At 63.7% G+C, this 12,428-nt stretch carries 17 protein-coding genes and 1 tRNA gene; 10 read left to right on the plus strand and 8 right to left on the minus strand.

What is annotated here, in order from left to right:
- The first annotated feature begins 15 nt into the window (after positions 1-15).
- Together waaC and PWP93_RS01955 are read left to right on the plus strand one after the other, a co-directional pair.
- Complete coding sequence (gene waaC, locus PWP93_RS01950) at positions 16-1,023, plus strand: lipopolysaccharide heptosyltransferase I (protein ID WP_213293527.1); 1,008 nt, start codon at positions 16-18, stop codon at positions 1,021-1,023.
- Positions 1,024-1,296: 273 nt separating this feature from the next.
- Positions 1,297-1,422, plus strand: a complete 126-nt coding sequence (locus PWP93_RS01955) for a hypothetical protein (RefSeq protein ID WP_269151836.1) — start codon at positions 1,297-1,299, stop codon at positions 1,420-1,422.
- A gap of 26 nt (positions 1,423-1,448) precedes the next feature.
- On the opposite strand, the gene PWP93_RS01960 is transcribed toward PWP93_RS01955, so the two are convergent.
- The 6 genes from PWP93_RS01960 to PWP93_RS01985 form a co-directional block, all read right to left on the minus strand.
- A complete protein-coding gene (locus PWP93_RS01960) occupies positions 1,449-1,628 on the minus strand; it encodes a hypothetical protein (RefSeq protein WP_035522328.1) in 180 nt (59 codons plus the stop codon).
- Positions 1,629-1,810: 182 nt separating this feature from the next.
- Entirely contained in the window at positions 1,811-3,127 is a 1,317-nt protein-coding gene (locus tag PWP93_RS01965) for an MFS transporter (RefSeq protein WP_421043257.1), read from the minus strand.
- A 440-nt stretch (positions 3,128-3,567) separates the two neighbouring features.
- Positions 3,568-4,104, minus strand: coding sequence for a TonB C-terminal domain-containing protein (locus tag PWP93_RS01970; protein ID WP_421043258.1), 537 nt, complete (start codon positions 4,102-4,104; stop codon positions 3,568-3,570).
- A 155-nt stretch (positions 4,105-4,259) separates the two neighbouring features.
- On the minus strand, positions 4,260-4,472 hold the full coding sequence (locus PWP93_RS01975; RefSeq protein WP_421024493.1) for a hypothetical protein: 213 nt from the start codon (positions 4,470-4,472) through the stop codon (positions 4,260-4,262).
- 647 nt (positions 4,473-5,119) lie between these two features.
- Complete coding sequence (locus tag PWP93_RS01980) at positions 5,120-5,695, minus strand: recombinase family protein (RefSeq protein WP_421043259.1); 576 nt, start codon at positions 5,693-5,695, stop codon at positions 5,120-5,122.
- A gap of 144 nt (positions 5,696-5,839) precedes the next feature.
- A complete protein-coding gene (locus tag PWP93_RS01985; protein ID WP_421043260.1) occupies positions 5,840-6,040 on the minus strand; it encodes a hypothetical protein in 201 nt (66 codons plus the stop codon).
- 149 nt (positions 6,041-6,189) lie between these two features.
- Between PWP93_RS01985 and PWP93_RS01990 the strand changes: the two genes are divergently transcribed.
- From PWP93_RS01990 to PWP93_RS02025, 8 genes are all read left to right on the plus strand, one after another.
- The gene (locus PWP93_RS01990; protein ID WP_421043261.1) at positions 6,190-6,834 is read left to right on the plus strand and encodes a hypothetical protein; all 645 of its coding nucleotides are present in this window, start codon (positions 6,190-6,192) and stop codon (positions 6,832-6,834) included.
- A gap of 376 nt (positions 6,835-7,210) precedes the next feature.
- Positions 7,211-7,387 carry a hypothetical protein gene (locus PWP93_RS01995; protein ID WP_421043262.1) on the plus strand — a complete coding sequence of 59 codons (177 nt, stop codon included), beginning with the start codon at positions 7,211-7,213 and terminating at the stop codon, positions 7,385-7,387.
- Entirely contained in the window at positions 7,380-7,598 is a 219-nt protein-coding gene (locus PWP93_RS02000) for a hypothetical protein (protein ID WP_421043263.1), read from the plus strand. Before PWP93_RS01995 ends, PWP93_RS02000 begins: the two co-directional genes overlap by 8 nt.
- The gene (locus PWP93_RS02005) at positions 7,591-7,815 is read left to right on the plus strand and encodes a hypothetical protein (RefSeq protein ID WP_421043264.1); all 225 of its coding nucleotides are present in this window, start codon (positions 7,591-7,593) and stop codon (positions 7,813-7,815) included. The genes PWP93_RS02000 and PWP93_RS02005 overlap by 8 nt, the downstream gene beginning before the upstream one ends.
- Positions 7,808-8,047, plus strand: coding sequence for a hypothetical protein (locus PWP93_RS02010; RefSeq protein ID WP_421043265.1), 240 nt, complete (start codon positions 7,808-7,810; stop codon positions 8,045-8,047). Before PWP93_RS02005 ends, PWP93_RS02010 begins: the two co-directional genes overlap by 8 nt.
- Entirely contained in the window at positions 8,040-8,309 is a 270-nt protein-coding gene (locus PWP93_RS02015) for a hypothetical protein (protein ID WP_421043266.1), read from the plus strand. The genes PWP93_RS02010 and PWP93_RS02015 overlap by 8 nt, the downstream gene beginning before the upstream one ends.
- A gap of 56 nt (positions 8,310-8,365) precedes the next feature.
- The gene (locus tag PWP93_RS02020) at positions 8,366-8,695 is read left to right on the plus strand and encodes a hypothetical protein (RefSeq protein WP_421043267.1); all 330 of its coding nucleotides are present in this window, start codon (positions 8,366-8,368) and stop codon (positions 8,693-8,695) included.
- Between the two features lie 21 nt (positions 8,696-8,716).
- Positions 8,717-10,360 (plus strand): DUF927 domain-containing protein, encoded by a 1,644-nt coding sequence (locus tag PWP93_RS02025; RefSeq protein ID WP_421044982.1) that lies wholly within the window; start codon positions 8,717-8,719, stop codon positions 10,358-10,360.
- 561 nt (positions 10,361-10,921) lie between these two features.
- Here the strand turns inward: PWP93_RS02025 and PWP93_RS02030 are convergent.
- A complete protein-coding gene (locus PWP93_RS02030; protein WP_421043268.1) occupies positions 10,922-12,145 on the minus strand; it encodes a tyrosine-type recombinase/integrase in 1,224 nt (407 codons plus the stop codon).
- 153 nt (positions 12,146-12,298) lie between these two features.
- Positions 12,299-12,388, minus strand: a tRNA-Ser gene (locus tag PWP93_RS02035).
- Positions 12,389-12,428: the final 40 nt, after the last annotated feature.

Raw genomic sequence — 12,428 nt, forward strand, 5'->3', positions numbered from 1 at the left:
CAGGTTCGCAGCACAATGAAACGAGTCTTGATTGTCAAAGTGACTTCGCTCGGCGATATCGTCGAGGCGCTTCCGGTCGTAGCCGACGTGCAACGCGCATTCCCCGGCGTGAAGGTCGACTGGGCCTCCGACGAGGCATTCGCCGATATCGTGCGCTGGAACGCCGGTGTCGACCGCGTGTTCTGCGCCCCGCTGCGCCGCTTCAAGAAATCGCGCCGCTGGAGCGACTTGAAAGCGATCTGGGAGTCGATCGCCGAGTTGCGCGCCGAGCGCTACGACGCAATCATCGATATTCACGGTGTCTATAAGAGCGCGATCATCTCTTTTATTGCGCGCGGTCGGCGGCGCTTCGGCTATCTCGCCCAGGATCTCGGCGAGCGCGGCGCGGCCTTCGCCTACAACGGCCGCTTCGGCCCGCGCCCGAAATGCGACGCGTGGCTGGGCATGCGCATCAGCACGGGCGAGGCGCTGGGCTACAAAATCGACACGCCGCCCGATTTCCAGATGCGCATCCCCCGCGACGGCACGGCGCTTCCCGCACCCGATGCGCCCACCGCGCTGATCTTCCACGCCACTTCGAAAGAAGAGAAGAAGTGGCCCGTCGAGCATTGGGGCGAGCTGTGCCACGCATTGATTGCGCGCGGTCTGCGCATCGAGTTGCCGTGGGGTTCGGATGCCGAGCACGCCACCGCGCGCGAGATCGCCGCGCTCGTGCCGGGTGCCACGGTGCTGCCGCGCCTCACGGTTTCGCAAGTCGCGCAGCGTATCGAAGACTGCTCGCTCGTGGTCGGCACCGACACGGGCTTCGTGCATCTCGGCCACGCGCTGCTCAAGCCGACTGTCATGATCTTCGTTGCGACCGACGCCGAGCATCTTGGTGTGCGTGCGCCCAACCGTTCGATCTCGGTCGGCGACGGACATCACGTGCCGCCGGTCGCGGTTGCGCTAGATGCTGTCGATCGCGTTTATCCTGCGCGTAACGGCGGCGATGCATCGAAGGGGCCACTCGCAACCGCGGCCTGAACAACACGCACGGCGTCGCGTTCTGCGGCGCCGATTCTCTGCCGCTTCTGCGCTGTTTCTCATTACATAGTTGTTAAAAGTGTCGCCGTTGCCTGCCGTGCGCTGCGCTGGCGGCGCATGCGTCCGCGAGACATTGCGCGGGCTGTAACATCCGCCACACTGCTTCTTACAAATTGCAACGCCTCAGACGTTCGCCGTCGTGTTCAATCGAAAGCGTCCGCAGCCCGCAAGGGCCGTGCGGGACAACTGACATTGACTCGATGGGAGAACGAAGTGAAACGATTGACGCGTACCCTGATTGCAGGTGCATTGCTCGCGGCGGCGCTGGGCGGGTGCGTCGTGGTGCCGGCGGGTGGCTATTACGGCGGCGGCTACCACCACGGCTATTACTATCGATGAGGCTCGCGCGGAGTATGGCGGTGCGCTCAGGCGAGCAGCAGCTCGACCGCAACCACTGCCGCGATTGCCGCGGCATTGGCAACCAGCGCTTCCAGCACGACTGAACGCCAGGTCGCCGTGCGCAGGCGGAAGGCCAGGACGAGCGAGATACCTAGAGCGAGTGCGATCATCAGCACGATATCGGCGTTGCTCAGATGCAGGTTCATGGTTGATCTCCCCCCGCAGACGTACGCGGACCTCGTTTAATCGAGTATAGGCACGCCAGTGTCGCTGGCGAATAAAAAAGCGGAATCCGCGTTTGCGGGGACTCCGCTTTTTTTTGCCGGTGTGCTGTGAATCAGGGTTGTGAATCAGGACCGTGAATCGGGACCGTGAATCAGGCCGTGAATCAAGTCAGCGACCTGTGACGCGTTTCGCGCATGCACAACACGCCGAACAGGCTCACGCATGCCGCGATCGAGACATAGGCGCCAACCCACGAGAGGCCGCCGCGCGCGGCGAGCACCTGCGCAATATACGGCGCCACTGACGCGCCCAGGATGCCGCCCAGGTTGTACGCGACGCCCGCGCCCGTGTAGCGCACGCTGGTGGGGAAGAGCTCGGGCAGAAGCGCGCCCATCGGTGCGAAGGTGGCGCCCATCAGGAACAGCTCGATCACGAGGAACAGCAGCACGAGCGGCAGCGAGCCGCTGCCGAGCAGCGGCTGCATCGTGAAGCCCGAAAGGATCGCGGCGATGCAGCCGACGATCAGCACCGGCTTGCGGCCGAAGCGGTCGGACAGCCAGGCCGAGATCGGCGTGGCGATGCCCATGAACACCACCGCGATGCACAGCATGCCGAGGAAGGTCGGGCGCGGGATATGCAGGGCGCTCACGCCATGTGAAAGCGAGAACACGGTGGCGTTGTAGAACAGCGTGTAGCAGACCACCATCGCGAGTGCGCCGAGCAGCGTCGGCCACCAGTGCTTCGAAAGCAGCGTGGCGACCGGCACGCGCACGCGCTCCTCGCGCTCGATGGCGGTCTTGAACGCCGGCGTTTCGGCAATCTTCAGGCGCACATAGAGCCCCAGCGCGACGAGCACCGCCGAGACGATGAACGGCACGCGCCAGCCCCAGTCACGGAACTGTTGGTCGGAGAGCGTGGAGGCGAGGCCGAAGAAGAGGCCGTTCGATGCCAGAAAGCCTACCGAGGGCCCGAGTTGCGGGAACATACCGAACCAGCCGCGCTTGCCCTCTGGCGCGTATTCGGTCGCGAGTAGCGCCGCGCCGCCCCATTCGCCGCCAAGGCCGATGCCTTGGCCGAAGCGCAGCACGCACAGCAGGATTGGGGCCAGGCTGCCGATCGAGTCGTAGCCGGGCACGAAGCCGATCAGCGTGGTGGACAGGCCCATCACGAGCAACGAAGCGACGAGTGTCGATTTGCGGCCGATACGGTCGCCGAAGTGGCCGAAGATGAACGAGCCGATCGGCCGTGCAACGAACGCGATGCCGAATGTCACGAATGCGGAGAGCGCCTGGGCCGTGGCTGAGCCATGCGGGAAGAATACGGGGCCTATTACGAGCGCGGCGGCCGTTGCGTACACATAGAAATCGTAGAACTCGATCGCGGTGCCAATGAAGCTCGCGAAGATCACGCGCGCGGCGCTTTGCTGCTTCGCTGCGTCTGGCTGATCGGCGCGCGCGGGCGAAATGGGAGAGGTGGACATCGATGGGTCTCCAGTCGTTGTGCTGTCAGTGTGAAGCGCGCTTTGCGCGTTCCGGCGCGCGAAGCGCAAGGCGCGGCGCAGGCGTCTTTTATTCAGGGTTCGAAGCTGGCAGGCTGGCGGCGCGGCGGAGTGGTCTCAAGGCGGCAGCGCTTCGCCTTGGCGCAGGCGTTGGGGCCATCCTTGCGCAGGCAACGATCTAGCAGTATGCATCGTGCGGGGCCGGGTGTGTGCACGAAACGGGAACCTGCCGGGTGCGCGTGGATAAGCGCAATGGGCACGCGACCTGGCCGCGCGGCGGCCGGGGCGCGCATTGGCGCGGCGCGGGTGGCGCCAGACCATGCGCCTGGCCGGGCAAATGCCGGTAGGGGATAGCGAAAAATTATAACGACCGTTCGCAAGGCGCAGCAAGGCACCCGCAAGGTGAGTGGCGCCCGCGGGGGTCAGTTGAAGTTCTGTGCCTGCGGCGAGGCGAGCGTGCGTAACTGGAATTTGCCGTCGTCATTGAACAGCCAGTCTTCGAATAGTTCGAGCTGGCCGATCGAGTTGAGCAGGTGCGCCGGCGGCGGTGGCAACGGCGCCGAGTGGCGCAGCGTGACGAGCGCGGTAGCTTCGGAATCGTAGTCGCCATTGGTGCGGTAGACCGACGACTTCACGATCTGTCCGTCGCGATTGACCGTGAACGAGACGACCACGAGCGAGCGCAGCATTGCCTGAGGCGTGCCACGCAGCACATGGGACGGATTGCGCTCGACGATGCGCTTCGCCACGGCGGCGCGATACTCGTCGAGCGCCGCGCTGTTGATCGCCTGGGGTGGGATGACCAGTGTCGGGCGGGTCGCGGGTGTGATCGTGCAGGCACTCGCGAGGGCGAGCAGCAAGGACGAGCCGAGATAACGCAGCAGGCAGGTGCAGGCGAGCCTGTGGCTAGTGGCGCTCACGGCTGCAAGGCCGTTGCGCGGGCGGGCGCGGATGAGCATGGCGAGCAGGCTCGGATGCGAAACCAGATTTGAGCTTAGTCGAAACGAGCGGGGTTTCAATCCGCAGTCACCCGCGTGGCGTATCGGGGTGTGCGTTCAAGGCCGCCTTGAGCAAGGCGGCGCGAGGCAAACAGCGGGAAAGACGTGTTGAACGCTTATTCGATGGGGAACTGTGCGCACGGATCGCCGGACACGGTGGCGCAGGCGTACGAGTACTGGCCGCTCTTCAGGAAGAGCTCTTTGCCGACCTCAAGGTTGGCGCGCAGATCCGGCGAGCTTTCCCAGGCGATGTAGCTCGAGCAGATCACGGCAGACAGGACGACGATCGAAAATGCGAATTTTTCAAGCAGTTGGAAACGGTGCGGCATGATTAATCCTCTCAATGAGCAGGATTGTACAGCACTACTAGGGTTTTCACCTAGATATCTGCCATATAGATGGCATGGTATGTGGCAGCGATATACGCATGCGACCCTTAAGTTTAATCAAATCGCTTCCGGCTGCAGGCGCGATGTGCCGTCAAGACGTGCTTGTGGCATGGGCCTGTGGTCCCGGATGGGGCAGTTCAGGGGAGAGAAAGTAAGGCGGGAAGGGGCGGGAAAATCTGCTGGCGGAGGCGGTGTCTTTCTTTGATCCTTGATGGATGAGCTTTGCTGGCTATATGCCGTAAAAGTACCCGACGAAGTACCCGGATTTGGGCGGCTTCGCACTGGGCGCTGACGGGCCGTGTGCGAAGTCCGGCAAGCAAAAACGCTTGGAGACGTGGAGACATTATGTGTGTCTCTTCTAGAACCCATATTCCATAAGGCTTTTGCCCGTCTCCAGATTGTCTCCAAAGTGTCTCCAACGATATGGCACTTTGGAGACAGAGGAAAGCGGGCAATCAGGGCAGACAGCGGCAAAGTACCCGCCTCTGGAACGCTTCGCGCAAAACAAACCCCGCGCCGCCGCCTCTCACGGCGCAACGAAAAACGGGCCTTGCGGCCCGTCGAAAGTGAGGTTGGAGGTAGCGGTGTCAGGCCGTCGCGCGGACGCGCATGATGGTTTGGCGGCTCGTGCCGTATTGACGCGCGAGCGCCGCCACACTCTTACCGCCCGCCAGCTCGCGCAACACTTCGGTTCGCTGTTGCTCCGAGAGGGCGGCGGGGCGGCCCATCGCCTTACCTTCTGCCTTGGCTCGCGCGATGCCCGCGTTCGTGCGCTCGATGAGTAGATCGCGCTCGAACTCCGCCACGGCGTTTAGGACTTGCATTGTCATGCGACCGGCCGCGCTGGTCAGATCGACGCCACCCAGGGCGAGGCAGTGAACGCGCACGCCGCGTTCCGCCAGCTCTTCGACGGTCGCGCGCACGTCCATAGCATTGCGGCCGAGGCGGTCTAGTTTCGTCACGATCAGCACGTCACCTTCCTCCATGCGGTCAATCAGCTTGGCGAAGCCTGGCCGCTGCTCGGCGCTCACGCTGCCGCTGATGCTCTCCGACACTACACGGCGCTTATCGACCGCGAAGCCCGCCGCCTCGATCTCGCGGAGCTGGTTTGCAGTGGTTTGGTCGGACGTGCTGACGCGGACATAAGCGAAGGTGCGGGACATATCGGCTCCATGGTTGGTGTACGAAAGGCATGTCCGAATCATAAGGTGTGTACGGAATAACTCCACCCTTATTTTCGTACACCTTGATCTAGGTATGTCTAAAAGGGAACGGTTTTGGACATGCCGCCCTTGCCGCAAGTAGGACTACTTCGTGGGCCGTACACGGTGCGGTGCCCATTCGTGCCAGTGAGGCCCCTTCGTCTCAATCCACTGGCGGGCCTCGGCTTCATTCGCAAATTCATTTACCTGCGACTCATAGCCGTCTGGCCACGTGACGCGCACGAAGTAGCCGGAGCCGTCTTTCAGTTGGACGGCTTCGAAGGTTGGCTGTTGGGCGTCGCTCATATCGGCTCTCCAGTTGATGAATCGAAACGATGATACGCGCCTAGCGATGCCATACGGCGCGCCAAAGTACGCGGCGGATCGGTGCGAGACGTATGGAACGTTGCGGGATAAAATAAGCAACGCTAAATGTGCCGATGAGGGTTCCAGCGATGACTGAAAATTCCGGCCTTGAGGAGCTGCGCCAACAAGCGTTAGCCGTTGCTGACTTCGCGGGCGTGCGCGTGTCTGCTGAGTTTTTCAAGCGAGCGTTGGTTGACGAATGCCAGTCTCGGGAAGCCCATTGGCAGATCGAGGCGCATCAACGAACACAGGAAATCATCAAGTCGTTGATGGCTACATCGGCCGCTGAGGCGCTGGTGGGCAAGGTGGACACGGGGCATCTGTTCACTTCGTATAAGGCGCAGGACTGGCTGGGCGGCGCTGACATTCTTCAGGCGCGCATTGTGGGCTGGGAGAGCGACCGTACAGCGCGCGATGGGTTTGCAGATAGCGCGGGGAAACGTTGGCTGGATTGGTTCTCTCGCTGGCGCAATCGACCGGAGATACGGCGCGTGCTGGCGGCGATGGATCGGCTAGGGCTTACGAGGCTCGCCACCACACGATACGTTGAACAGGTGGCGGCGCTGTCGGCCTTGTCCCGCCAGCCTGCTACAGACGGTGAGGCGCTCTCAATGTTTGCGGTGCATTGGAGTATCTTCGAGCGCGACGCGAGGCACTTCCCGTCACGCATCAGGAAGGCCATCGCGCAAATGGAGCTGGCGATATTCATGCTGGCGGGTAAGGTGCGGCCGTGAAACCGCAGGGAGCAGCGGCCTGTTGGGTGCTGGCGTTGTGGCCCTTCGCTGGTACGGTACGGCGGGCAGTGGCTGAAACCCGGTTTCGGTGCGCGCGGCCGTCGCTTGGACCGGGCGGCGGCGCGGGGTATACTGGAAACTCGCTGAGACAACAGCGAGCCGGTTTGGCGACCGGAACCCCCAAGGCGGACGAGCCGCCAGCAATGCGGCTATTTTTTCGTCAGTGCGCCTTCGCACGCCTTCAATGGTCGGGCCTTGGTGGGGAGACCTTCGGGTCTGCCGGTTTCCTTGGGGCCGGTTCGCCAACCCTGCCTTGTGCCCGGCCACCCCGTTTGGCGACGGCGGCCGGGTCTCCCACACCTAAGGAGGCCGCGCCATGCGTCCAGTGTTTCCGCACGCCCATATCGGGCAATCGCAATCCCCCCTCGAAATCATCCGTGCTGCGCTCCGCGCCGCCGCGCTCGCGCCTAGCGATTCCGCTGCGCTCGATGCAACTGGCGACGCCTTGCGCCGTCTTGCCGAGCTGGCCCGCGTGGAGGTGTGCCATGCATGACACGTCCAAGCTCCACGCGGCCCGCGAGCGCGCAATCGAACGCCTCGGCTACTCACTGGCGAAACAGGTTCCCGACATGGAGTGCGGCTTCACGATCCAGACGAGCTACGGCGATCTGCGCATCGAAGCGGAAGACGCTCCGCGCTTCGTTGCGCTCGCCCGCGCAATTCTGCAAAAGCAACTCAAGCGGGTGGAGGTGCAGCATGGATAACCGCCAGCACGCTATCCCGGCCGCCAGCATCGACGCGGCTGTAATCCACCTTGGTGAGCTGGTGGCCTTCGCAAACCTGCTTTCGAACGAGGACGCGGCGGCGGCTTTCGGCCAGCTCGACTTAACCGAGCAGGTGTCGATCTTCGGCGCGTTCGAAGGCATGGCGAACGCCGCGCGGGCGGCGCTCACACATGACGCGGCGGTGTCGCATGGGTAAGCGCGAAGCATTGCCCGGAACGCCCAGCGTGCGCGAGGCCGCTCTTTACTTCGATGATTGCGCGCGCAAGCTGTACCAGCTCGGGGCGTTGTTCGATGCCGTCTCGCAAATGAGCGACGAATTCACCACGGTTCGCGGGCTGGCCGATGTTGGCGTGCGCCTTGCCGAAGAATGGGCCTCCTCTATGGAGGGCGCGCGTGAGGAATACAGGCTGGAGGTGTCCCATGCGTGAGCTGACAACGCTGGTCCGTGCGCTTGATGCCGCCAACAATGCGACCGGCCGTGCGCTCGAAGGTATGGAGCGGGCCAGTGTCCTTTTTCACGCGCTAGAGCGTCTGGCATCAGCCGGTGGCGATAGCTTGCTGGCGGGACTTGCGCATGAGGGCTTCACGCTGCTGGACGAATACATCGAAACGGCGGCGGAAGATGTTGGGACGTTCGACGGCGCGTGGAAACGGGCGCTGGGCGGCGCGGCCGAGAGGGCGAAAACCTAAGCGGCGCACTTGTTCAACAAGGGCGGCAAACTACGCCGCCCGTTGAGGATTCCTACATGAAAACCGAATTTTGCATCATTCATTTTCCCGGCGATGAAGCGCTCTCATTCGAGACACGCGTTCCAGTGATTCACGAACTCAGCGTGAAGGCCGGGGCAATCGCGGCCGATGAAACGCTCGACGTGCTTGGCAAGGTCGATCTGGCGTCCGAGATGATGCGCGCCTCGAACGCCTATCTCGCGGCCATTGCGCTCCACATGGAGCCGTCCGGGCGAGGCGCGCAGGTGGTGGCGCTGTTCGACGTGCAAGCCGCGTTTCTGGCCGGGTTTGTGGGCCGCGTACAGCAGCTCATGATGCACGCGGGCATTGGCGTAACGAAGCATTGAGGGCGAGCCGTGGCGGATACCGTGCATGATGAGTTTGAGCGTGCCCGCATCGCATTGGGCTACATACCGCCCGATGATCGCGAGACGTGGCGCAAGGCCGGGATGGCGCTCAAGGCCGGGTTTGGTGACGAAGCATTCTCCCTCTGGGACGAATGGAGCCGGAACGCACAGAGCTATAACGCCAAGGCCGCGCGGGATTCGTGGAAGTCGTTCAAGGGCGGCGGGATAACGATCAATACGCTGTTCCATATCGCGAAGGAGCACGGCTTCGATCCGCGTGCACACAAGGCCAAGCCGGTCCCGCCAGCAGAGCGCAAGCGACGCGATGCGGAGCGTGCGCAGCGTGAGGCGCGCGAGCTGGCGGAGGCGGCAGAGCGGCATGAGGCGGTGGCCGTCGAGGCCGCGCGCATCTGGGAAGCGGCCGGGGCGGCTCCGGCCGATCATCCCTACCTCAAGCGCAAGGCGATCCAACCGGGCGAGCTGCGCCTCTATCGCGGCCCGCTGCGCTTCGGTACAGCCGTTTGCGACGGCGCTTTGATCGTTCCAGCGTGCGATGCGGCGGGCAAGGTCTGGACCGTCGAGCTGATCCTTGTGGACGGCCAGAAGCGCTACCTCAAGGACGGCCAGAAGTCAGGGCACTTCGCCATCGTCGGCGGCCCGGTAGGTGACACGCTGCTGATTGCGGAAGGCTACGCGACGGCCAGCACGCTCGCGGCCGCTACGGGGCTGCCGTGTGCCGTGGCGTTCGACGTAGGGAACCTGCTGGCGGTTGCCAAGGCGCTGCGCGGCCAGCATCGTGATGCGCGCATTGTCCTCTGTGCCGATGATGATTACCGCACAAAGGGCAATCCGGGCGTGACGAACGCGAAGGCCGCCGCCGCCGCTGTCGGTGGCATGGTGGCCGTGCCTGACTTCGGAGACAAGCGCCCCGCCTCTGGAACGGACTTCAATGACATGGCCGCACATCGGGGCGTGCAAGCGGTAGCCGCTGCCGTGCGCTCCGCGCTCGCTACGCGCCGCCCGGACGGTGCGGGCAATGCCGATGCACCCACAACGAACGCGAGGCCCGCCAAGGCCCGGAAAACGGCCCGCGCGCTCGATGGGAAATCCCGCTTCGAGGTTGACGATACGGGCGTCTGGTATCACGGTTTCAACAGTCAAGGCGAGGCGCTGCCGCCGCATTGGATCAGCACGCGGGTGGACGTGACGGCAGAGACGCGCAACGAAGCGAACAGCGAATGGGGCTACCTGCTCGAATTCACAGACCGCGACGGCGTGACGAAGCGTTGGGCCGCGCCCGCTGCGCTGTTCGCCGGTGACGGGACCGAGTTGCGCCGCGAGCTGCTGGCGATGGGTGTCAAGATCGGCCATACGCAGACCGCCCGCCAGCAGATCGCAAACTACATTCAAATGTCGCGGCCGGATGCGCGTTACCGCTGCGTGCCCCGTATCGGCTGGCATCAAGGCGCGTTCGTGCTGCCGGATCGCGTGATAGGCGAAGGCCGGGAGCCGATGATTTACCAATCGGACGCACCGATACAAAGTCAGTTTCGCGAGAGCGGCACTCTGGACGATTGGCGGCGCGAGGTGGCTGCGCATTGCGTTGGCAATAGCCGCTTGGCGGTACGGGTAGTGCGGACCATTCGGCAATGTTGCGTCAGGTGAAGTGGTTCTTTGAGGCGCATGGCGCAGCACGGTTTGAATTGCTCCATCGCATGCAGGACGATCACCGCGCCAACGTCATGCATCGGGCCGGGTTCAAGAAGCTGATGAGGCATGATGCGGACGGTAGTACGGTAGCAGCGTTTTACCGGGGGGGTAGGCGCTTGCGGCTGGCGGAGAACCATTGCGCTATCCGTAACAGTGCCCGCCGCCGTGGGTCCTTCCCGGCAATCGGCGCATGAGGGTAATTCGAACCTCGTCACGCGCGACGCTCTCCATAATTTTCAGGGTAGCCAGGGTGGTCGGTGGTCAGGTGGTCGGCTGCGGTTCCCGGCCGTGCCGTGCCGCTCCATACCATCGCGCTCAGTCAGATTTTTATGCGCGCAAGTTTTGGAGGGGGGGGAGGGTCAAGCCTTGGCCGTCTGGTGCCGCTGGTTTCGGCTTGCGTGCGGTTGGGGCTTCGCCGTGGCTCGCCAGAGCGATGGCGGCGCGCAAAGCGGCCCCGCCGCGCCTCCCTCCCGGCTTGGGAGGAAACCCAAGCGCCGCCGCGCTGGAAATGCCGTCTTATTGGGCCTTGGCGGCCTTCCTCACTTCGGCCTTGATGTGCTTCGCCCAGGCTTCCATCAGCTCGCGCCGCTTGTCGAACAGATCGCCGCGCCGGTAGGCGCTCTCGGTCTTGTCGCGGATCGCGTGCGCCAGCGCCATCTCCACCACCTCATTGGGAAACGGCGTGCATTCGGCCGCCCAGTCGCGGAACGTCGAGCGGAAGCCGTGAACGGTCAGCTCGCCCCGGCCCATGCGTTCAAGTAGCTGCAACATCGCCATGTTCGAGAGCGGCCGGCCTTCGCGCCGCCCCTCGAAGATCGGGCCGTCAACGGACATTGACGGGAGCGCCCGCAGCAAGGCGAGCGCGTCCGACGATAGCGGGACGCGGTGCGGCCGCTTCGCTTTCATCCTCTCCGCTGGAACAGTCCAGAGCTGTGCGGACAGGTCGAACTCTCCCGGCCGTGCGCCGATCACTTCGCCTGTCCGCATGGCCGTGAGAATCGCGAACTCCAGAGCCCGCGCCGCCGTTCCCACCATACGGCGCAGCTCTATCACGAACGCCCCGATATCGGCGAAGGGCAGCGCCGCGTGGTGGTTTGGCTTCTGCACCTTCGACGGTGCCGCCAGCAATTGATCGAGGTGGCCGTTCCAGCGTGCGGGATTCTCGCCTTCGCGCAGGCCGCGCACCTTCGCCCAGTCAAGGATGTTTTCGAGCCGTCCGCGAAGGCGCGAGGCCGTCTCGTTCTTGGTGAGCCAGATCGGCTCAAGCACGCGCCGTATCAGGTCCGTGTCGATATCGACGGGCCGCAATGCCCCGATGATCGGGTAAGCGTAGGTGGTGAGCGTGTTTGTCCATTGCTGGGTGTGCTTCGGGTTCACCCATTCGGCGCTGCGCGCGTCAATGTAGGCCGCCGCGCATTGCTTGAACGTCAGGGAGCGGGCCGCGTCGATCTTGCGGCGGGCCTTGTCCTGCTTGCGCAGCACGGCCGGATCGTCGCCGCCGGATACCGCCGCGCGGTGTTGGTTGCGCGCAGCTCGCGCCGCGTCGAGCGTGACGCGCGGATACGGGCCGATCTGTATCAGCCCTTCGCGGCCGTCCGGTTTCATGTACCGGAACTGCCAGTATTTCAGGCCGTTGGCCTTGATCTGGAGGAACAGGCCGCCGCCATCGCGCAGTCGGTAGGCGCTCGCGCGTGGCTTCGCATTGCGGCATTGCAGGTCGCGTAGAAGGCTTTCGGGCATGGCTGGAAACCCTGAAAAAGTACCCGGAAAAGTACCCGCCAAAAACGGGGATTTTGCGGTATTTTACGGTACTTCTCGGAACTGGGGTTTTGCCGGAAAGCCTTGTGTATCAAGGGTTGGCGGGGTTTTGTGGGGCTGCCTGAAACGTCGTTCTGGCGGAGGCGGTGAGATTCGAACTCACGGAAGGGTTACCCCTTCGCCGGTTTTCAAGACCGGTGCATTCAACCACTCTGCCACACCTCCGGAGCCGCGCATTGTAACCCGAAACACCGGCACGCCGGCA

It is taken from the genome of Paraburkholderia sp. A1RI-2L (assembly GCF_048957375.1).
Taxonomy (GTDB): domain Bacteria; phylum Pseudomonadota; class Gammaproteobacteria; order Burkholderiales; family Burkholderiaceae; genus Paraburkholderia.